Source organism: Paraburkholderia sp. RL17-337-BIB-A, assembly GCF_046025895.1.
GTDB lineage: Bacteria > Pseudomonadota > Gammaproteobacteria > Burkholderiales > Burkholderiaceae > Paraburkholderia > Paraburkholderia fungorum_C.
Genome location: NZ_JARESY010000002.1, coordinates 1545034 through 1566521 on the forward strand (window position 1 = coordinate 1545034; position 21488 = coordinate 1566521).

The following is a 21488-nucleotide window of genomic DNA, read 5'->3' on the forward strand; positions in this document are numbered from 1 at the left end:
TGCGTTGTGCGAGCTATTTCGCAATCGACGTCACTGGCCAGTCGAGGTCGATGCTAAATGATACCATACGGTACGGTATTAGTATGAAATTGCGAAGCGGTTTGGCATCGAGGGATGTCTCGAGGTGGCGCAAGAACCCAATGCCGGTGTCTTGATGCGAAGACACTCCCTTCGCCGTGCTGGGAATCCCCAGAATCCAGCCGGGGCCTTCGCCGGTTCTGCTTCGAGTTGTGCTGGTCGTCTGTTTAAGATAGGTAGGGAACCAGGGGTGAAATCCGTCAGCTTCGCATTTCTGCGGCTATTGCCGAGACTGGAAATCTGTCCGTCGTCACGCGACAACTCGATTGGTCGACATCTCTGATGAGTCACTGCCTTACGACGCTGGAACGACGCTTCGGCGAGACGCTAGCCACTCGTACGCCCCGAAGACTGGAGCTAACAGAGGAGGGACGGACGTACTACGAGCGCGTGCACGATATTCTCCTTGCGTTAAAGGATACCGAGGAGGAAGTTACGCGAAACGCCAGCGAGCCTGTGGGCGTGCTGCGCGTTGGTGCGCCATTGGAAATGGCATGAAGAGAATTGCGCCGCTCATTGCTGGCCGCAACGAGCGTCGGTCTCGTATGTGGGAAGTGCTTTTGGCCTGCTAGTCGGCGTATGGGGCGGTAGACCCCCGCAGAACCAGCGTGGGTGCGAACTCGATGTTGGCTGCCTGTTCGGTGTGCTCTTCATTTGAATGTTTTGCGAGCGCACGGGAGAGCAGCACGCTCGTCGCCGTTGCGGCGATGTCCTGTACTGGCAGGCGAACCGTGGTGATGCCGCCTACCGCGAGTTCAAACCATGCAGGGTCGTGGTAGCCGACGACGGAGATGTCGCGCGGCCAGTCGAGGTGCAACGCGCGCAATGCCTGCAGGGCGCCCAGCGTAAGCTCCGCGCTGCCGAGAATGATGCCGGTCGGCCGGATCCGAGCCGACATCATGGTTGTAACCGCGTGCCGCGCGAATTCCGGCCTCGGTGCGCCAAGCGCCACAGCGACCGGTTGAAGACCCTGTTCCTCGAGCGCGCCCTCAAAGCCCGCAAGCCGGTTCCGTCCCGTGCTGAGCGAAGCGTCTCCGCCGATGAAGGCAAGACGCTTGTGTCCATAGGCGAGCAGATGCCGTGTAGCGGTATAGGTGCCCTCACGGTCATTGATAACCACCGCTTGCGTTGCAAGCCGCGAAGCGACCCGGACCAGTTGGACCGTTTCAACGTTCTCGAGCAGGGCCAACGTCTCCGCGCGCGGCGAGGCCGTGGGGACGATGATAATGCCGGCGGGTCGGGTTTCCAGAATCGCCCGCAACTCCCGCAGTTCCCGGTCGCTATTGTCGTCCGTAACCGACAGCAGCAGGTGCATCGAGCGTGCGGCAAGCGCGTCGGTGACGCTCTTTGCTACGGTTGCGTAGAAATCGTTCTGAACGTCCGGGATGACCAGCCCGACAAGCGAACTGCGAGCGCCGCGCATCATGCGCGCAGACGCCGATGGCACGTAGCCGAACTGTTCGACCGCGTTGCGCACCCGCACTTTAGTCTCTTCGCTGATTTTCGGGCTATCAGCGAGCGCGCGCGAGACGGTGGTGTGCGAGACGTTCAGGGCCTGCGCGATGTCCCGAATGGTGATGCCCGCTCCGCCGCGGGTGGAAGTCTTGGGGGCGGACGTTGCGTCGCTCCACATGTTGGTTACCTGCGTTCCGTTTTGTGTGTAGGTGCTTTTATAGCTTGCAACGTCGACGGCTCAACGCGGCCGCCGCAGGGCCAAACGAGGGCGTCGCGCTTACCGGTCGGCAATCACAGGATTGGAGAGAACCCCAATCCCTTCAATTTCGACTTCGAAGACGTCGCCCGGCTTGATTGTCCCGATGCCAGAAGGCGTGCCCGTCATGATGACGTCGCCGGGTTCGAGCGTCATGAAGGAGCTCAGATAAGCAACGAGATAGGGCACCGAAAAGAGCAGGTCGGAAGTGTTGCCGTTCTGCACCACTTCGCCGTTCAGGCGGCCAATGATGTTCAGGTTCGACGGGTCCAGTTCGGTATTGATAACGGGACCGAGCGGGGCAAATGTGTCGAAGGCCTTGCCCGCGAACAGGCAGCCGAAGGCCATTTCTTCCTTCTGGATAACACGTTCGCTCACGTCGTTACCGCAGGTATAACCGAGCACATAGTTGAGCGCATCGGCTTCGGACACACGCCTCGCGGTGCGACCGATAACCACGACCAGTTCAGCCTCGTAGTGCACCACCTCGCCCGCCGACGGATAGACGATCGGGTCGTTCGGGCCGGCGAGTGCCGATTCGGGTTTCACGAAGAGAGCCGGCCGCGTGGGTATATCCCAACCCGTCTCCTTGATATGCGACACATAGTTGAACCCGGCGCCGAAGATGCGCGGCCGTGCGACCGGCGACAACACCTTCACGCTGTCGAGCGCAACGAACTCGCCCGTCAGGTGAACGTTGCCCTCAAACGGCGAGCCCGAAAGATATTCGATGTTGCCGTCATCGCGCAGATTGCCGAAGGCGACAAGCTCGCCCTGTTGGAAACGGGTGATTTTCATACGATGCTCCAGTGGTAAGCGGTCGGAACTCGCACGTTCCGGTCAATCGGTAAGGCTCACGTGTGCCTATGATCAGACTCGACCCCGGGTTTGTCAAGGGTTCGTTTTCCGCGTTGACGGCTATGAGTACAGGGTAAACGCGAGTAATCCAAAAGCGACGGGCGGACGCCGGTGCTGCCGAACCGAGTTGATACAAATTACTTTGCACACGTGTGCCGTTCCGACTATAGTCATCTCAACACAGATCAAAAAAGCAGGAGACAGCGGAATGGAAGTTGCCTTGGACGCGGACAGCACGCTCGCGCTTTTGGAGTCGTTGCGCAGGATGGGGCTGGTTGGCCCGGCCGAGCGGCCGGTGCTGACACCACTGACCGGTGGCGTTTCCTCGGAAATCGTACGTGTCGAGACCTTGCAAGGCGTTGTCTGCGTGAAGCGGGCCCTCGTCAAACTCAAGGTCGCTGCGGACTGGTCGGCACCGCTCGAGCGCAACGCCGCTGAAGTGGCATGGATGCGACTTGCGTCGACGCTGGTTCCTGGCTGTGTCCCGTCGATTCTGGGTGAGGATGAAGAAGGCCGTGCCTTCGCGATGGCATTCCTTGAGCCGAGCGACTACCGGCTGTGGAAGGCCGACCTTCTGGAGGGCATCGCCAGCGTCGCGACAGCGCGTGCAGTCGGCGAGACGCTCGCGACCATTCATCGTGCCACGGCGGATGACGAGACTCTGGCGAACACGTTTTCTACTGACGCGAACTTCTTCGCGTTGCGCCTCGAGCCGTACTTTCTCGCGAGCGCGGCGGCCAATCCGGACTGCGCCGACGCATTGAAGCGGTTGAGCGAAGACACCGCGAGAACGCGGCGTGCGCTGGTTCATGGCGATATCAGCCCGAAGAACATCCTCGTCGGTAAAGCAGGGCCGGTGTTTCTTGATGCCGAGTGCGCGTGGTACGGCGACCCCGCATTCGATGTCGCGTTCTGCCTCACGCACCTGCTACTCAAGTGCGTGCGGCGGCCTGACGCCATGGCGGGCTATCTCGCCTGTTTCGATGCGCTCAGCGATGCGTACTTCGCGGGTGCGTCGTGGGAAGACCCCACTGCGCTGGAGGCGCGCGTGGCAAGACTGCTGCCGGCCATCATGCTTGGGCGGGTCGATGGGAAGTCTCCCGTCGAATATCTGAAAGCGGCAGACGAACGCGCCACCGTGCGGCGCTTTGCAAAACGATTCGTCGTGGAAGCACCCCGAACGCTCGACGCCATCCGGGACCAGTGGAGCAAGGAACAAGCATGAAAACAGCCATCAGGAAAATCACGGGGCGCCGCATCTGGGATTCACGCGGCCGACCAACGGTCGAGGTCGACGTCGAGCTGGAGGACGGATCGCGGGGCCGCGGCATTGCACCCGCCGGCGCATCGCGCGGCAGCAACGAAGCGATCGACTTGCGCGATGGTGGCACCCAGCTTGCCGGCTTTGATGTGCAGCGCGCACTGGCCAACGTCAGGGGCATCATTGCGCCCGCATTGACCGGCATGGACGCGATGAACCAGGCCGGCGTGGACGCCGCATTGATTGCACTCGATGGCACAGCGAATAAGGCCTACCTTGGCGGCAACGCGACCATCGCGACCTCCATGGCGGTGCTGAACGCGGCAGCTGCGGCAGCCGGCGTCCCACTGTGGCGGTATCTGGCTGCCGGTGCGCCGGTGCGCCTGCCGCTGCCGGAAATCCAGATTTTTGGTGGCGGCGCGCACGCCGGTCGGCGTACCGACATTCAGGATTTTCTGGTGATGCCGCTCGGTGCCCAAAGCTTTGATGAAGCGCTCGTCATGGTGGCGGAAGTCTATCGCGCGGCAGGCGATCTGATGGACTCGCTTGGCCGTCGGACGGGTGTGGCCGACGAGGGCGGATGGTGGCCGGCGTTCTCTTCGAACGAGGAGGCGCTGGAGATGCTGACACGCGCCATCGAGCGGGCTGGGTACCGGCACGATGAGGTGGCAATCTCGCTCGACATTGCCGCTTCCGAATTCGGCCGTAACGGGTGTTACAAGCTTGCGCTCGAGAGCCGTGAGTACGACACACACGAATGGCTCGAGGTGATGCTCGGCTGGTTGAAGCGCTATCCCATTGTATCGGTCGAAGACCCGTTCGCTGAAGACGACCCCGAAGGCATGCGCGCCTTTACCGCGGCTGTCGGCGAGTCGGTGCAGGTCATAGGGGACGACTTCCTCGTCACCAGCGCAGCCCGCGTGAACGCGGCTGCCGCGCAAAGCCAGTGCAACGCCGTACTGCTCAAGCCCAACCAGGCAGGCACCATCACCGAGACACGCCAGACGATGGAAGCAGCGAAGAAGCTCGGCTGGGGGATGATTGTGTCCGCCCGGTCGGGAGAAAGCGAGGACACCACCATCGTTCATCTTGCGACCGGCTGGAATACCGGGCAGTTGAAGGTCGGCTCGTTCTCCCGCTCTGAGCGAATGGCGAAGTGGAATGAGGGGCTGCGCATTGAAGAGCAGATGGGCGCGAGTGCCACCTTTGCCGGCTGGTCGGCGCTGCCGATGCGCAGCCCTGCATGAAAGCCGTTCGGCAATGTCGCGCGAGCTCGGGTTTTCGGGAGGCCTTGCTGGAAGGCGCGCCTAAATGCCTCGACATCACTTTTTGTCGGTGAAAGCGACGCAAACGCGCTGTGTCAGGAGCTTGAGGATGCGGACGTCTTGCTTCATGTCCTGACGCCGGTCACTGCGGCTGCCGCAGGATTTCATATATTCGCAACCGAGCCATTCGCCGAGAGGGCGAAGCGCTTTTGAACATCGTGTAGTCAGGGCTGGTTCAGTTGGCGGGGGCCGTCCAATCTTTATAAACAGTAGTGCGATATAAATTTCTGGAAAGGGAGAGATATCGGCCACCCGGAGGGCAACAAGGTCACGTTGCCCGTGCGTGGTTCTGATGTCAGGCGCGCGGTCTGAGGCAAACGGGCAGGATTGCCGGCCGCTTTTCGTTGACTTGATGGAGACAGGAAACTCTTATGGAACAGAAGATTCGCGACATGCTTTCTGCCATTGACCGGCAGGACATGACCGCATTTGGCACCTTCCTTGCGAACGACGCCCGCTTTGTATTCGGCAATGGCGAAGCGATTCACGGACGCGAGCTCATCGTCACAACGGTTCGGGCCGTTCTTCAGTCACTCCAGTCCATCGCGCATACCGCCCAGCGGTTCTGGTCGATGGATGGTGTGGCCATTTGCGAAGGACGTGTGTTGTACGTTGACGGGCTGGGTCAGAAACTCGACGCGCCCTTCGTCGATGTCCTGAACGTCAACGCGGATGGCCTCATCACGGATTACCGCGTGTACGTCGACGCGTCCCAACTGAATCGACCGCAATAACAAAGTCAGGCTCGTGAGGCAACCGCTCTAGTGGTTCCGAACGGCCGTTCACCGTAGTGCAATTACATCCCGATTTGAGACATGGAGGAAGTTATGGATAAGGAACTGGACGGCCGCGCAATTATCGTCACGGGCGCAGGTGGTGGAATCGGCCGGGCAGCGAGTCTTTCGTTTGCCGCCGCAGGGGCAAAGGTCGTCGTGTCTGATCGCGACGAGAAGAACGGCGCGGAGACGGTCGAACTGGTGACCGCCCAGGGCGGTACAGCGATGTTCATCAGGACGGACGTCGCCAACGAGGACAGCGTGGCGGCCATGGTGGAAAAGGTGCTCACGAGCTATGGACGGCTCGACGGCGCGTTCAACAATGCAGGCATCGCGCAGAGCCACAAGGTCATTCACGAAATCAGCCTCGAAGAATGGCAGCGGGTGATCGACGTCGACCTGACGGGCGTCTTCCTCTGCATGAAGTACGAAATCGAAGCGATGCTCAAACACGGCGGCGGCGCGATTGTGAATACCGCATCGGTGCTGGGTGTCGTTGGCATGCCCGTCGCGGGCGACTACACGGCTGCCAAACACGGCGTTATCGGCCTGACGAAGTCCGCGGCGGTCGACTACGGCACGCGTGGCATCCGGGTCAATGCGGTGCTACCGGCCCTCATCATGACGCCCATCGTCGTTGAAGCGCTGCGCGCGCCGGCCTATGCCGAGCACTTTGACGAAATCAAGGCGAAACACCTGGTCGGGCGCCCGGGGCAGCCGGAAGAGGTCGCTGCCGCGGCGAAGTGGTTGCTCTCCGATGCCGCGTCGTTCGTGACGGGCCATTCGATGGCCGTCGACGGCGGCTGGACCGCGGTCTGAACGCGACGTACGGATTGCGAGGCCCGCAGACGTCGCGTCTTCCCGTCCTCGACGATACCAACTCACATGGAGGTAGACATGCAAAGAACCCTGGATAATCGTGCAATCATTGTGACGGGTGCGGGCGGCGGAATCGGGCGTGCAGCGAGCCTGATTTTTGCTCAAGCCGGCGCGCGCGTAGTCGTCTCCGACGTCGATGTCGCGAACGGCGAAGAAACGGTCAATCAGATTGCTGCCCAGGGCGGCACGGCGATGTTCGTCAAGACGGACATCGCGAATGAGGCGAGCGTCGCAGCGCTGGTTGAGCAGACGGTGGCGGCATACGGAAAGCTCGATGGCGCATTTAACAACGCGGGCATTGCCCCCAGTCACAAGGCGTTTCACGACATCAGCCGGGCCGAGTGGCAACGCGTCATCGACGTCGACCTGACCGGCGCATTTCTTTGCATGAAGCACGAGATTGCGGCCATGCTGCAAAGCGGCGGCGGTTCGATCGTGAATACGGCCTCTGCGCTGGGCGTCGTGGCTGTGCCGAGCGCCGGGGACTACATCGCCGCGAAGCACGGTGTGATCGGTCTGACCAAGGCCGCTGCGGTGGATTACGGCATTCGCAACATCCGCGTCAACGCGGTCCTCCCGGGCCTGATCATGACGCCGCTCGTCAAGGAAGCGCTGCGCGACCCGGAGTATGCGTCGCACTTCGAGAAGTACAAGGCGCAGCATCTGGTGGGCCGTGTCGGGCTGCCAGAGGAAGTCGCGAGGACGGCGGAGTGGCTTCTGTCCGACGCCGCATCGTTCGTCACTGGCCACTCAATGGGAGTTGATGGCGGCTGGACGACTGTGTAACGCGTGTTTCCACGACGTGGGCGGCATGCCGGGGTTAGCTCGCATGCCGCCCCTCAGGAGGTCTCGTCAGGTCTTGATGGTGGCGGGTTAAAGGTTGGTAGCGGGTTAAAGATTGGGTATTGCCTGTCGTTAACCAATCAATCAGCAGAAACCATCTGACATTCCTGTGCTTCAGCATGGCGCCAGCTGAGCAAGGCAATAAGCTCTTCCGGGGAATGAATTTTGAATCAACAACGATCGTCATGGTCGCGCACCGCGGCCCCAGGCGAGGTCATCTATTCTGAAGGTTACGCAGGCGATGCCGCTATCTTCGTGATCGCAGACGGCAAAGTCGAAATCTCCACCTATTGCGACGAGAAGAAGGTCGTCCTCGCCACCTTAGGCAAGGGCGAATTTTTCGGCGAAGCAGTCCTGTTGTCTTCTGAACCGCGAGCACACACCGCAAAAGCACTGAGCTTCTGTCAGTTGACCGTTATCGCGGCCGACGTCGTCGAAGAGGAGCTCGGGCGCGTGTCGCCGCTGCTGCGCCATATCGCGCGCACCATGATTCGACGGGTCAAGAAGAAGGACGACATCCTTGCCACTTACACGCACGCCGATTTCCTGCCGGGCGTCGTTTCATACGCACACGTTCTGGCGCTGATGGCGGGCAGCGAGGGCGCGGATCGGCCTGACGCGCGCATGCGCCGCGCGCCAGGCGAAGAGTTCTCGGTGCCTTTGCCCGAAGTCATCAAGAAGTGCCATGCCATTGCCGGCCATTCCCGTCCGCATGTGATGGCGATGCTCAAGCGCATGGAGAAACTCAACCTGGTCACGCTCGAACCTGGCCGCTCCGACCGTTTGAGCAGCATGTCAACACGATATTCAGCGCAAGACGGCGCGACCAGCCGGCAGCTCGTCACTTTCGATCCCATCCGGATCACAGATCGAGCCCAACAGGTGGCGGACCAGGAACTGGACATCTCCATTAGCAGCGAACTCGAACTGATCGAACTGGCGGACCTGGAAGCACTGATCGGGGTCGATAAGAAGCTGATTTTGAACAAGCTGTCCCACGCGGAAATCGCGGAAGACATTTTTGCGTTCCGCAAGACCAAAGTCCTGAATTACGTCGAGGAAAACGGCATTACGTATTTTTCGCGACGCAATTCACGTGGCGCGAGCGATCTAAAATCGCTTGACGATCTGGAGTTCGTCGACCAGCGAACCTTGTTCGAGGCTGTGAGTGCTTTCGACACCTATGACCTCGCCAAACTGCTGTCTGCCGTGACGGACCAGCCTATTGGCGAGCGCCTGCTGTCGGTGATGACCGAGGCGAGAAAGAAAGAGGTGTCGTGGGTCATGCGGCGGGACATCAAGATCGATCCGCTCGAGATAGCCGGGATCGAGGAGCGATTGCTCGATACGGTACGGGCCATCAAATCTCCGGCGGGCAACACAGCGTCGCTTTCGAGTTTGGGTGCCTGATACCCGGTTCGCGGACACCAGGTTATTGCGGTTGGGCTTGTGATAAGCGCGGCCGTTGGAGAGGATGTATGGATCTTTTGACCCTGTTCGGCGCATTGTTCGGCGGGACGGCCGTCGTCGCCGGATTCCTGCTCGAGGGCGGACAATTCACCAGCCTCTTTCAGGTGGAGGCGTTCGTTGTCGTGTTTGGGGGGACCCTCGGCGCGGTGATGATCCAGAACACCTGGGCGAGGTTCTATGACGGCGTCAAGCAACTGCGGCTCGCGTTTGTGAAAGCGCGCCAGGTTGACCGCGAAAGTCTGGCGGTTCTGCTCGAGTGGGGCGATCAGGCGAAGCTGAACGGCATGCTGGCATTCGAGTCGATCGAAGCCGGCGGCATCACCCCGTTCGCCAGAAGAGGCCTGGAGTTGCTGGCCAACGGCGTATCTACCCCGGTGCTGGAAGACGCCTTGCAAAGAGAGCTGGAAGCCTACGAGCGCAATCACATGGCCGCCGCGCGAATCTGGCAACAGGCGGGCGGGTATGCGCCGACCTTTGGCATCCTCGGTGCCGTACTCGGCTTGATTCAAGTTACGGGTCATATGCTCGAACCCGCGCAACTCGGCGCCGGTATCGCGGTTGCGTTCGTCGCCACGCTTTACGGCCTCGCTTTGGCGAACCTGGTCTTTCTGCCCTTGTACGGGAAGATCAGGGCGCAAGTGGATAGCGAGTTGCGGTTTCGGCGTTTGTATCTGGACGGCTTGCTGGCGATATCGCGCAAGGAATCGCCCCATACGATCGAAACCCGGCTGGCGGGCGACGTGCGCGAAAGATCAGCTGAGTTGCTGGGATAGTCTGCGTCAGGCTCGCGCTGGCATACCATTCAATCTCTTTGGCAGCAGACTTTTCATCGATGAACACCTCCTCTGCCAGCAAACGCGCCGCCTCGGCCGTGACTGCGTATGAAGACGACGCCGAGGCGCAGTCCGGGCGATGGCTGATTTCCTACTCGGACCTCATCACCACGCTGATGGTGCTGTTCCTCGCGCTGTACGCATTGCAACTCGCCCGCTACAAAGAGCTGGAAATGAAAATTTTCCAGCAACGCGTTGACAAGGAAAGAACGAAGGGCACCTTCGCTCAGGCGCCGGACGCCACGCCGCCCAAGCCTGAGGCGGCGAGGCAGCAGCTACTTGCTCTTCTGAAACCGCTTCGCGACGCAGGTCAGATCACGATTGCGAGCGCCAGCCATGGCATCGAGATCGCAATCAACGCGAAGATTCTGTTTTACTCCGGCGACGCACGCTTGTTGCCGCAATCTATTGGCGTGTTGAACCAGGTTGCGGTAGTGCTGCGAGATCATTCCACCAACAACATCCTCGTCGAGGGGCACACTGACAGTTCGCCGATATCCACGGCGAAATACGAATCCAACTGGGAGCTGTCGTCGGCACGGGCGGGATCTGTAGTTCGATTCTTCGCCGACAAAGGCATCGAAGCCCACAGGATGGCCGCGATTGGCCGGGCTGATAATTTCCCTTTGATTCTCGGAGATACTGCGGCAGCGCGTGCTGCGAATCGCCGCGTGACCATCCTCGTGGAGGATTGAGCCACGGAGAGAAGCAGCGCGTCATTGGACTCGGATGAACGGATTTTTGGCCAGATCAGAGGCCTCAGTGATCGGACCGTGCCGCTTCAGATAGCCAGGCGCCGCCACGAGCGCGTGCACAGACTTTTCAGTCGAACAACTGGTTGCGGGTTTCACTCGAGCGCAAACGGGATGTGAAGAAGCGGTGCAGCGTGGGCGCGCTGTGGAGCCGATCTCCGGGCGCAGTACTTTCTCAGGCCACCGGCAGCCCCTCGTTCTCACCGGACGGGGCATGTTCGACTTCCCCGCGCGGAAGAACCAGTTGAAAGACGGCGCCACGGGGCGTGTTTGCGCTTGCCCACAGTCGTCCACCGTGCGCCTCGACAATTGATCGGCAGATCGACAAACCCATGCCCAGGCCATGTGCCTTCGTCGTGTAGAACGGATCGAAGATCCGCTTGACCTCCGTCGTGGGCAGTCCCGGGCCAGAGTCCCGCACGGTGATAGCCACGCCATTCGATGAATCCGCGGCCGTGGCGATCAGCAACTCGCGCGGGCCCATGCTCGTTGCGCTCATCGCTTCGACGGCATTGACGATCAGGTTCAGCATCACCTGTTGCAGCTGCACGCGATCTCCCAGGACGAGTGACATACCCTCGCCGAATACGGTCAGCACTGAGACGCCGTTCTTCGCCGCTTCGCCGCCCGTCAGTTCGATCACCTCGCGGACCGCCTCGTTAATGTCCACCCTGTCCTTGCGTGGAGGCGCTTTCTTGATCAGATCGCGAATCCCGCTAACGATACCACCGGCACGCATGGCCTCATTGACGATGTGATCGAGCGCCCGCCTGACCTCCTTAAGATTCGCCGGGTTGGCGTCCAGCCAGCGTAAGGCGGCCGAAGCACTGGTTGCTGTCGCGGCGATCGGCTGCTGCACTTCGTGGGCGATCGAGGCCGTGAGCTGCCCCATCGTCGCAGCCCGGTTCGAGTGCGCGAGCTCCATCTGCACTTCGCGGTAGCGCCGCTCGTTCTCGCGCGCTTCGGCTTCCGCCCGCTTGCGCTCGGTTAAATCGAGCACGAAAGCGACACCTTGGTTCGCACCTTCTTCGAACCTCGCCGCGCCGATCAGCACCGACACGCGACTGCCGTCCTTCCTGAAGAACTCCTTCTCGTAGGGCTGTAGCGTCCCCGTAAGTTTGAGCTCTGGCACCGACCGTTGTTTAGTGCGATCGAGCCACTCCGGCGGCGTCAGGTCCGTCCAGCGCATACGCCCCGACGCGAGGTCCCCGCGGTCGTATCCCACGATACGGAGAAATGCGTCATTGGCCTCGAGAATCCCACCCGCCAGGTCCCAGATAAAAATGCCGACAATGTTGGCGTCGACGAGGCGCCGGATCCTGGCTTCGCGTTCTGCGAGATCGCGGTACAAGAGCGCGTTCTCAAGAGTGATCGCGGCCTGCGAGGCCAGCAGTTCCAGGACCGTCACGCGTTCAGGCGTGAACGCGTGCGTGGCCAGGTTGTTCTCCAGATACAACACGCCGATCAAGTCGGAGCGCCGCATAAGCGGCAGGCACAACACCGACTTCGGCTGTCGGCAAGCCACATAATCGTCCGCCGAAAACGGGTTCGATTGCGTCGCATCGTCCAGCAGCACCCGCTCCTGGCAGCGCTGGACGTAATTGACGATGGAGGTCGGCCACGCCGGTTTGGGCGTCGCTGATCCCGGCAGTGCCGAGACGGGTGGCGGCTGGTTCAGGTACTGCCGCACGTGAATCGTCTGCTGCTCCACGCTCGCTTGGGCTGCGAGGACCAGGCTCTCGTTGCGTGCGAGCAGCAACTGGCCCGTCTGCGAACCGGCGTTTTCGAGCAGAATGTGCATCAGCGTGTCGATCAGATCCTCAAGCACGATCTGGCCGGACATGGCCTGCGAGGCCTTGGTGACCGACAGCAGATCCAGTTGCGCCCCGTTGCCGGGCGAAGTGGCGGCAAATGACGCCAACCCTTCGCGCAAAAGCGTCAGAGGCGGCATGCGCGCGTCGAGTTGCCTGACCTTGCCGAGGGCGCCCCAGCGTGTATAGCAGCTGCGCGCTTCGGCAAGGTGGGCGCGGCCGGCTGTCATCGCACCGCGGGCGACATAAAATCCCGCGGCCAGCTCGTGCGCGATGCCTTCGTTCTGGACGAAGCCCTGCTCGCGGGCCGCTTCAATGGCATCGTCGTACTGACGCATGGCGTCGGAGTCGCGCCCCTCGAGTCGGGCAACCTCCGCGTCGATCAGCGTGACGCGGTCTGCGAAATTCTCGGGGCAATTGTTCGCCCACGTCTTGAGCTGCTCATGGTGAGCGGACAGCGCCTCCAGATGCCCGGTTTGTTCGTCAGCCGATACCGAATCGCAGTGTGCGGCGCGCGCCAGCGCGGCATAGAAATGATATTCCGCCACCTCGAAGCAGAAGGGTGACGTCCACAGCAACAGCTCAGCGTTCGATGCCGCCGCGATGGCGCAAGCGTAGTCAGCTGCATGGAAGCGCGCTTGCAACTTGCGAATCCAATACCAGCAAGCGGCGAGCGCCAACTGCGGATCTGCACCCAGATGCTGCTCGAACCGGTGTTCGTCGAACGCAGCATCGTTGAAGGAGCCGAATTCAGGAGTGAGACCGCGGAGTGCTTTGATCAGCGCGAGTTGTGTAGAGATTATGTCGGCGACGAAGTCGAACCTCATTTTGTGCGCGAGCTCGAAGCCGTTTTCGGCTTCTCGCTGCACGTCGCCGAGCGGATCTCCGGCACCTAGAAGATTGGTAATCAGGTTGTTGCAGCAGTAGCCCGAATTCGTGAGGTCGCCGGTCTGGTTGGCCGTGTCAAAGGCGAGCCGCAGTAACGCGCGCCCCGAACGTATGTGCCTGGTCCAGGGAACGATGAAGGCGCCAAAGCACAAGTAGACGCGGGATTTGAAGCGATCCATCCCGTGCTTCTCGACGAGATCGACGCCGAGCTTGCCGAACTGGAACCCGGCCCGGTAATCGCCGAATTGCGGCCCGAGGGTCATGCCGAGCATGACATAGGCGAATCCCGATCCGTCGCTGTTTCCATGCTTGAGGCTCAGATTCGCCATACGGCCGGCGATGAGACAATACAGGTTCATGTCGGTGGCATGGGCTGGCGGCTGGAAGGCTGTTAGCACGTCCAGGGTGCCGCGGCAGACGGAATCGGTCATCAGAGGCAAATCGAGGAGCTGCTCGATCGAGCGGTTGCCCATCTGTTGCCACAATTGCCCGTACTCCTGTTGCACGTCCTCCTTCCTCGGGTGCGCCGACCACATGACGCCGACGGCGCGGAGATATTCGAGGCCCACTTCAACGGCCCGGTCGGCCTGTCCCGCATTCATATAAAGTGCCATGCGCAGGCACGCGACGGCGGCCTTATCGATGAGGTTTGCGGCGCGCTCTGAAAGCGTCGACAGTCGCTGTTCCGCCGTCGCCAGGCAGCCGGTCAGGAATTCGCATTCGGCACGCTGAACACCGAGCGAGAAGGTGAGCGCATCGTGCCGGTTCGTACCATCCTCTGCCACCAGTGCGTCGCCGGCAGTGAAGTAGGCCAGTGCCGATGCGTAAGCCGTCGCTGCCTTGGCGCGCATGCCAGCGGTGAGGTTAAGTGCGGCTACGCGCTCGCGCTCCTCCTGCGTCGTAATCAGCGCAGCGCCCCGATTGAACTGGTTCGCCACATCGAACAGACGCGCGGGGCGCTCGTCGGGCGCCGTGTTCGCGAGGAGTACGCGACCGATGCGCAGGTGTACCTCACTGCGGCTTCCTTCGGGGATCAGTGAATAAGCCGCTTGCTGGATCCGGTCATGCAGGAACTTGCCGCTGTCGTGGGTGCGTAAGATCAGACTTTCGCGCACCGCGGGCGCAAGGTGTTGCTCGACCTCGGCCTGGTCGCTGACCAGCGCGAGAACTCGCAGATCGAACTTGTTGCCCAGGCAAGCGGCTAGCTGAAGCGCTTCCTGTGCCGGGATCGGCAGTTGCCGTAACTTGCCCAACATCAGATCGACGACGTTGTCGGCAAAATCTTTCGCGTTGATCTGTTCCAGATCCCATCGCCATTCCCGCAGCTGGACATCATGCCGTAGCAATCCTTCCTTGTGCAGCGCATCCATGAACTGGGTAAAGAAGAACGGATTGCTTTCGGTGCGTTCACAAATGAGGTGTGTGAGCGGCTCGCAGGACGCGGGTAGCGCATGCAGCGTGTCGGCCACCAACTGGTTCAGATGCCCGGCCGACAGCGGCGCGAGCTGGATGTCGATTACCGGTGTGTCGCTGCGGCGTATCGCATCGAGGCTCGTCGCAAGCGGATGCGCCGCGCTCACTTCGTTATCGCGGTAGGCGCCGATCAACAGCAGATAGCGCGTGTCCGCATGAAGGAGCAAGTGCTCGACGAGCTCCAGACTGGCCGCATCGATCCACTGCAGGTCGTCCAGGAAGAGCACCAGCGGGTGTGCCGCACTCGTGAACACAGTCACGAACTGGCGAAATACCATGCGGAACCGGTTTTGCGCCTCGGTCGGCGGCAGTTCCGGTGCCGGACTTTGCGGGCCGATGATCAGCTCTACTTTCGGTAACACATCGACAATGAGCTGGCCATTTCCTCCGACTGCCGCGTGAAGCTGTTGCCGCCAGTCAGCGATGCGCGCCGAACTTTCGCCCAGCAGTTGCTGCACCAACTCGCCAAACGCCTGTGTCAGGGTGGCATAGGGAATGTCTCGCTGGTACTGATCGAACTTGCCTGAAATGAAGTAGCCATGCTTCATGACAATCGGCTTGCGCAGGGCGTCGACCAGCAGCGACTTGCCGATGCCCGAGTAGCCGGATACGGACGCCAGCGCTGGCCGACCGGTGCTGGCCATGCGTTCGAATGCGCCGAGGAGCCTCTCCACTTCCTCCTCGCGCCCGTACAGTTTGCGCGGGATCTGGAAGCGTTCCGACAGATCATCCATGCCAAGCCGGAACGGTTCGACCCGGCCCAATGCCTGCCATTGTGCAAGACACCGATTGAGGTCGGCGCACAGCCCGTGCGCACTTTGGTAGCGGTCTTCCGGCAGCTTGGCCAACAACTTCATCACGATATCCGACACCACTTGGGGCACCTCCGGCGCGATCTCACTTGGCGGGGTCGGCAGGCGGGCGATATGGCAATGCGTCCATTCCAGCGGATCGCTCGCCTGGAACGGCAACTGGCCGGTCAGCATCCGATAGAGCAACACACCCATCGAATAGCCATCGGTCCGGTAATCCACCGGACGATTCATGCGGCCAGTCTGCTCGGGCGACACATAAGCCCAATCGCCTGCGGGTACCACAACGTCTTCGCACGAGGCCGTGTTGTGTTCCTGGGTCGTCGCGAGGCTGAAATCGACCAGCAGCACCTCGCCAGTTTCTGGCAAGACCAGAATATTGGCGGGCCGGATATCGCAATGGATGACCCGGGCGGCATCGATCCCCGCCAACGTATCGGCAAGATGGCGGGCGATACGCAGGCAAACATCCAGGCCCATGTGCGGCTCACGATCCAGAACGGCTTCGAGCGATTCGCCTGCGAAGTCTTCCAGGACCAGTGCGAAGGTGCCGCGCTCATCGATGAACGCAAGCGGTTTGACAATGCCTACGACATCCAACGATTGCAGCAGCAGGTATTCGCGCTTGAAACGAGCGGATTGGCCTGCGTCGGCGTGTTCCGGCGGCAGCTTCAACAGCACCGGCATCCCATCCGTTAAGCGGCAGGCACGGTAAAGGTCCGAGCCCGCTGTCGTGCAGGTCCGGTGAAGAATCTGACAGTTCGCGATGATCATTGCCCCCCCTTTGTCCCGCCGGCGACCTGCCCGACACCAGTGCATTGCGTTTCCGCTATTGCCTGAACGCAGGTCCGGATGCGTGTTGGCCACGATCACCACTTCGTGACCCGCAACGACTTGATGACTAGTCTACCCGGTCGCCAATCAGATGCCGGTCTTGCCGCAGACGCTGCTTCTGTTGCGGGTTCTGATCTCCAATGGCCCGGATGAATTCCCGGGCCATCTGGTCATGTTCCCGAATTTGCGCGATGCGAGGCGCTTTGCGGTCGTCAAGATCCTCGAAAAACTGCTGGTAGAGAAGTCGCTGAAAGGGATGTGGCGTTCGCCGCGCGAGTTCGCAAACCTGGTTACGAAAAAATGGGGCGGGAGACCGTTTTTGTTCGATCATGCAAAGCGATTGCAAATAATGTCAGATCGGCTTTGATGACCCGGCGCAGTCTTCGCCGCCTTGCGACGCAAGCCTGCATGACGGTCCAAAGATCTGCGATGCCCGAGGAGATCTCATGATCGAAACGGTGGGCGCGTTCGTTCTCGCGCTGAAGCGCGGCCATCGTCAGACCGACGTAAGCTATCCTTAGCATATTGCCTTTATACGACTCAACTGCCTTACCGCGACAGAACCGTCTCGCTAGAAGTTTGTCTGAACGCCGGTGGTCACGACGAGTTGGCGCCGCGTGCTGGACGGTGACACGCCGTAGATCTGGGCGTCGGCATGGCGGCCTTGCTGCGCCACACCGATCAGGTAGAGCCGGGTGCGCTTCGAGAGCGCTTCGAGAGCGCGTACAGGGCTCCAACGTTGATCTGATCCCAGCCCGGTGAGGCGGTCCCAGTGCCTTCGTAGCGACCGTCGGTCCGGATGTACGCGATTGACGTCCTCAGCGTTGACGTCCACTGGAAACCGGCGTTTACCTCGTAATTGTCGAGTGACAGCGAGGTGGCGTCCAGGTAATCGAACTGCACCCTCGTAAAGATGCCGCCGAGGCCGAAGCGCCCGAACTGTTACGAACCGCCCGCGAGGTAGGTACGCTGGCGCAGCACCCCGGCTCCGTTCACGCTGGTGTCGAAGACGTTGCCGTAATCGTTCACGACGGAGGAGCTGGCGGAGCCGATGGCGCCGGCCGATTGTCCGTTCGGGCGGTCGGCTTCCCAGAATCCGATCCCCAGGGCGAGCGGGCCGCGCGCGTAGGATGCCCCGCCGGCGAAGCTGCGGTTGTCAGTAAAGCCGGAACCGTCGGAGCTGGACGCCGCGTTGCTGAACGCGTAGCTGGCACCCCACTTGAAGCCGGCTAGGTCCGGACTCGAGTATTTCACGGTGTTGCTGGTCTTGATCGTCACGTCCGTGTTGTCGCTGTCGCCGACATGCGAACCGACGACCCCGGCCCACGTCCCCGCGCTGGCAAAGTTTCCAACGGCATCGATCGTCGGGTCCCATTGACGGCCGAATGTCAAGGTGCCCCAGCGCTGATCGGACAGACCGACGTACGAGACGTTGAACTCGCGTGCCCCCAACCCCCGCCCGTTCTGAATGTTGAACGGCAACAGCAAAGTAAAGACCGCGGCCAGGCCGCCGCCGAGATCCTCCTTGCCACGAAGCCAGAACCGCGAGGGCACAATCTGGCCGCTGGTGGCCGTCGAGACCGAATGGCGATTGCTGTTGTTGGCGTAGAGCACGCCGGCGTCGAGATTTCCGGTAAGAGTGACGCTGCTTTGCGCGTGAGCGGACGACGAGATGCCGATGGAAAAGCCGACGGGCACGGCGAGGAACCGCGCAGGAAGCGGTGCGCGCGCGGGAGGCTGCTGCGATGGTGGCCACCGCCCGGTGGATGTATCGCAGCGCCCAGGTCCGCACCGAAACACGCGGTATGCACCGCCGTGCCGAGTTCGGGTCGACCGATACGACCCAGCGCCATCGTCTGGTCAGCGGCGGCCTGGACGACGTATGGGTTCGCAGGACGCCGGTCGGTCAAGCCGGCCGGACGATCGAACAACCAGCAGGAGCACTCGCATGATCGAAAATCGTGAGCCAATCACGCTGCACGGGCTGCAACATCTGCGTGCACGCATGCCCCACCAACGTGTTCGAACCTGTGGCGGGAGGCATTCCCAGGATTGCACGGCAGGAGGATTGCCAGACGTGCTTCATGTGCGAACTTTACTGCCCTGAAGACGCGCTATTCGTTGCGCCGAACGCCGACGTCCATGTGGAGGTAGACGAGGTGCGCGTAAAGAAAGATGAACTCATGGGGAGTTATCGCAGTGCGGTCGGCTGGGGCAAGGCCGTCGCTCGACCGCTGCGGCGGACGCAAGTTTTGAACTGTTGATGCGGGCACACTGAAGAGAATGAGCGATAACGACAAGAAGACGTTTTCCCGAACCCGTCGTGCCTTACTCAAGGGAGCAGCGATTGGTGGTGTGATGCTGGCAAGTGCCGCAGCGCGTGCCGCGGCGAACGATGGCGGTGTGCTGCGGCTCGGCGTGATTGGCCCTACGCGCGCGCCGGTGGCGCCGACGGGATACGCGATCGCGCGTGGGTATCTTCAGCGTGAACTGGCGCCGCTGGGGTTCACCAGCGTGGCGGTCCACGTGTTCGCCAACGGGCCGGACCTCAACGAAGCCTTTTTTTCCGGGGCGCTCGACGTGGGCATCTACGGTGACACGCCGGCCGTCGTGGCCCGTTCGCAAGGACTTAAAGGGCGGCTCATCGGGTTCGAGGAGATCGGCCTGAACAGTTGGCTGGTGACGCCGCACGGCGGTGTGCAAAGTGTGAAGGAGCTGGAGGGCAAGACGGTGGCGGTGGCCTTGGGGTCGTACATGCACCGCTATCTTCTAGGCGTGCTGGACGCGGCGGGCCTCACCGGTCGTACCCACGTCGTGTATATGCTCGGCGGCGACGCGGAGGCAACGCTGCAACACGCTTCGATCGGCGCCTATGCGGCCCCGATCGACCTTGGCCCGGTACCGGTGTCGCACGGCTTTCCGGCCATCGACCAGGCGGCACAGCACCCGAACCTGCTCGGCTCCTCGGTGATCGTGGCGTCCAACGATATTCTGAGTCGTGCGCCACAACTGCCCAATGCCTGGAATCGTGCCCGTCGTGCTGCGATCGCGGACATCCAGCGCGACAGCGAGGCCTACTACGCGTTCCACAAATCACAAGGCGGTTTCCCGTTGGATGCGATCAAGGCATCGCATCCTTTGGCGAACTTCCCTGTCGACGCGGGTCCGTCCAATGGGCTGCAACGCCTGGGCGGTGTAAAGACGTTCCTGCTGGCGGCGCATCTCATTCACGACGACTTCCCGCTGCAGCAGTGGCAAGTATGACCAGCCATAGCCAATGGGGCGGCAGGTCGTGATCGCACGGCAGCCCAGCGGGCACTGAGCTCGGTCGTCGATTATCGAATGCTTACGATAAGCTCGGATGAACACACTACCTGACGAAACTTTGCGACTGCCCCGGGCAGGGCCCGGGGACGGCTCGATGATCCACTCGTTCAAGTCGATCGTTGTGGCCAACTCGACGTTCCGAAGAACTTAGATATCCTCGAGAGAGGTGCCGTTGGTTTCCAGGCGCAAGGCTAATATGGAAATGATCAGCACGCAGAGAAATGTGATGACTGTCGCTAACACCCCATATACACCGAAGCGCTTGAAGAGAAATACGGTTGCGAATGGAGTGCCAATTGCGACGGCACGACCGAGCATACCGGCGACGCCAGCCCCGCGCAGCCGGTATTGCGTGGGGAACAGTTCGGGTACGAAACCGAACTGGCCGAGCGAAACCATGAAGTAGAAGGATGAGACGAGTGCGAAGCCGATCGCAATGATGATCGCTTCGGCCCTCATAAACGGAAAGGCGATTCCGAGCGCGATCAGGACCATCGCCGACGCGACGATGCCCCGGGTTCGGCCGATTCGGTCGGCCAGCAGGAACGCGACCAAGGGTCCAAAAATCGCACCCGCAGTCATCATCGTCGTAAAGCCCAGCGATTTCGTGACCGTCATGCCCTGTTGCACGAAGAAGCTCGGCATCCAGATGATGAAGCCATAAACGGTGACATTGATCGTGATCAGGATGGTCGCGGCGACCAGAAACCGAGGCCATATCTTGCGGGAAAACAGCGCGCTGAACGGCGCATGCTCGACGCGAAGGTTTTGCACGCGGCTAACGGGCGGCAAGACGCCCTTGCTGGCTGCGACCTCACGTTCGATTGCGCCAAGCGTGGCTTCGGCCTCCTCGTGGCGACCCACCGACTCGAGCCAGCGCGGGGACTCGGGCATCTTCTTGCGCAGCACCCAGATGAAGAGCGCAGCGATACCCGCGATCGCGAACATATACCGCCATCCGAGGGTCGGGATGACCATATAGCTTGTCCATGACGCTAGCGGCAAGCCGGCTGCAATAATCATAGAGAGCAATGCGGCCCATCGACCGCGATGGCTCGGCGGAACGAACTCGCCCAGCGTAGCTGCCGCTACGACCAGTTCGGCGCCCAGGCCCACGCCCATGACAAAGCGCAGCAATGACAGAACCTGGATGTTGGGCGCGAAGCACGCGGCCAGCGAGGCCAAGCCGAAGATCAGCAAGTTGATCTGGTAGGAGACACGACGGCCGAACCTGTCGCCGATAAACCCGGCAAAGCCTGCGCCCAGCATCATGCCGATAAAGGTGGCCGAAATGAAAAGCGCATTCTGGCCCATTGTCGAGAAGCCTTCCTTCGCCATGCCCGCGCTCACGCCGCCGGCCAGATAGATGTCGAAAGCATCCACCATGGCACCGCCGGCAATCAGCCATAGTATCTTCCAGTGAAAACGCGAAATCGGCAGGCGGTCGAGGCGAGCCCCGGAATTGACCGCCGACGAACTAACCGCTGCGGAATCGACGATTGTGGAACGACCGATGACTTGGCTCATGCTATCTCCCTTCAGGATTTGATGCCCCTC

Annotated in this window: 18 protein-coding genes; 13 read left to right on the plus strand and 5 right to left on the minus strand. The window is 61.2% G+C overall.

Annotated features, from left to right (window positions below; translation table 11 throughout):
* Positions 1-273: 273 nt before the first annotated feature.
* A complete protein-coding gene (locus P0D84_RS27850; RefSeq protein ID WP_408346060.1) occupies positions 274-576 on the plus strand; it encodes a LysR family transcriptional regulator in 303 nt (100 codons plus the stop codon).
* 70 nt (positions 577-646) lie between these two features.
* On the opposite strand, the gene P0D84_RS27855 is transcribed toward P0D84_RS27850, so the two are convergent.
* Both P0D84_RS27855 and P0D84_RS27860 read right to left on the minus strand, forming a co-directional pair.
* Entirely contained in the window at positions 647-1711 is a 1065-nt protein-coding gene (locus P0D84_RS27855; protein WP_408341886.1) for a LacI family DNA-binding transcriptional regulator, read from the minus strand.
* Positions 1712-1810: 99 nt separating this feature from the next.
* Positions 1811-2587, minus strand: coding sequence for a fumarylacetoacetate hydrolase family protein (locus P0D84_RS27860; RefSeq protein ID WP_408341888.1), 777 nt, complete (start codon positions 2585-2587; stop codon positions 1811-1813).
* A gap of 268 nt (positions 2588-2855) precedes the next feature.
* On the opposite strand from P0D84_RS27860, the gene P0D84_RS27865 reads away from it, so the two are divergent.
* The 8 genes from P0D84_RS27865 (at position 2856) to P0D84_RS27900 (ending at position 10729) form a co-directional block, all read left to right on the plus strand.
* Positions 2856-3872 carry a phosphotransferase family protein gene (locus tag P0D84_RS27865; protein WP_408341890.1) on the plus strand — a complete coding sequence of 339 codons (1017 nt, stop codon included), beginning with the start codon at positions 2856-2858 and terminating at the stop codon, positions 3870-3872.
* Positions 3869-5155, plus strand: a complete 1287-nt coding sequence (gene eno / locus P0D84_RS27870) for a phosphopyruvate hydratase (RefSeq protein ID WP_408341892.1) — start codon at positions 3869-3871, stop codon at positions 5153-5155. The genes P0D84_RS27865 and eno overlap by 4 nt, the downstream gene beginning before the upstream one ends.
* Positions 5156-5604: 449 nt before the next feature.
* On the plus strand, positions 5605-5967 hold the full coding sequence (locus P0D84_RS27875; RefSeq protein WP_408341894.1) for a nuclear transport factor 2 family protein: 363 nt from the start codon (positions 5605-5607) through the stop codon (positions 5965-5967).
* 93 nt (positions 5968-6060) lie between these two features.
* A complete protein-coding gene (locus P0D84_RS27880) occupies positions 6061-6828 on the plus strand; it encodes an SDR family oxidoreductase (RefSeq protein ID WP_408341896.1) in 768 nt (255 codons plus the stop codon).
* Positions 6829-6906: 78 nt separating this feature from the next.
* Positions 6907-7674 carry an SDR family oxidoreductase gene (locus tag P0D84_RS27885; protein WP_408341898.1) on the plus strand — a complete coding sequence of 256 codons (768 nt, stop codon included), beginning with the start codon at positions 6907-6909 and terminating at the stop codon, positions 7672-7674.
* Between the two features lie 222 nt (positions 7675-7896).
* The gene (locus P0D84_RS27890; protein ID WP_408341900.1) at positions 7897-9141 is read left to right on the plus strand and encodes a Crp/Fnr family transcriptional regulator; all 1245 of its coding nucleotides are present in this window, start codon (positions 7897-7899) and stop codon (positions 9139-9141) included.
* A 68-nt stretch (positions 9142-9209) separates the two neighbouring features.
* Positions 9210-9974 carry a flagellar motor protein gene (locus tag P0D84_RS27895; protein WP_408341902.1) on the plus strand — a complete coding sequence of 255 codons (765 nt, stop codon included), beginning with the start codon at positions 9210-9212 and terminating at the stop codon, positions 9972-9974.
* Positions 9975-10033: 59 nt separating this feature from the next.
* Positions 10034-10729 carry an OmpA family protein gene (locus P0D84_RS27900; protein ID WP_408341904.1) on the plus strand — a complete coding sequence of 232 codons (696 nt, stop codon included), beginning with the start codon at positions 10034-10036 and terminating at the stop codon, positions 10727-10729.
* Positions 10730-10961: 232 nt separating this feature from the next.
* On the opposite strand, the gene P0D84_RS27905 is transcribed toward P0D84_RS27900, so the two are convergent.
* The gene (locus P0D84_RS27905) at positions 10962-16544 is read right to left on the minus strand and encodes a trifunctional serine/threonine-protein kinase/ATP-binding protein/sensor histidine kinase (protein ID WP_408341906.1); all 5583 of its coding nucleotides are present in this window, start codon (positions 16542-16544) and stop codon (positions 10962-10964) included.
* 160 nt (positions 16545-16704) lie between these two features.
* Here P0D84_RS27905 and P0D84_RS27910 point away from each other — a divergent pair, with 160 nt between their 5' ends.
* On the plus strand, positions 16705-16971 hold the full coding sequence (locus tag P0D84_RS27910) for a hypothetical protein (protein WP_408341908.1): 267 nt from the start codon (positions 16705-16707) through the stop codon (positions 16969-16971).
* Between the two features lie 575 nt (positions 16972-17546).
* On the opposite strand, the gene P0D84_RS27915 is transcribed toward P0D84_RS27910, so the two are convergent.
* Positions 17547-18302 (minus strand): porin, encoded by a 756-nt coding sequence (locus tag P0D84_RS27915; RefSeq protein WP_408341910.1) that lies wholly within the window; start codon positions 18300-18302, stop codon positions 17547-17549.
* A 47-nt stretch (positions 18303-18349) separates the two neighbouring features.
* On the opposite strand from P0D84_RS27915, the gene P0D84_RS27920 reads away from it, so the two are divergent.
* The 3 genes from P0D84_RS27920 to P0D84_RS27930 are packed head-to-tail and all read left to right on the plus strand — an operon-like array spanning position 18350 to position 19868.
* On the plus strand, positions 18350-18556 hold the full coding sequence (locus P0D84_RS27920) for a hypothetical protein (protein ID WP_408341912.1): 207 nt from the start codon (positions 18350-18352) through the stop codon (positions 18554-18556).
* A gap of 9 nt (positions 18557-18565) precedes the next feature.
* Positions 18566-18868 (plus strand): 4Fe-4S dicluster domain-containing protein, encoded by a 303-nt coding sequence (locus P0D84_RS27925; protein WP_408341914.1) that lies wholly within the window; start codon positions 18566-18568, stop codon positions 18866-18868.
* A 19-nt stretch (positions 18869-18887) separates the two neighbouring features.
* Positions 18888-19868, plus strand: coding sequence for an ABC transporter substrate-binding protein (locus tag P0D84_RS27930; protein WP_408341916.1), 981 nt, complete (start codon positions 18888-18890; stop codon positions 19866-19868).
* A 210-nt stretch (positions 19869-20078) separates the two neighbouring features.
* On the opposite strand, the gene P0D84_RS27935 is transcribed toward P0D84_RS27930, so the two are convergent.
* Positions 20079-21458, minus strand: a complete 1380-nt coding sequence (locus P0D84_RS27935; protein ID WP_408341918.1) for an MFS transporter — start codon at positions 21456-21458, stop codon at positions 20079-20081.
* Between the last annotated feature and the right edge of the window lie 30 nt (positions 21459-21488).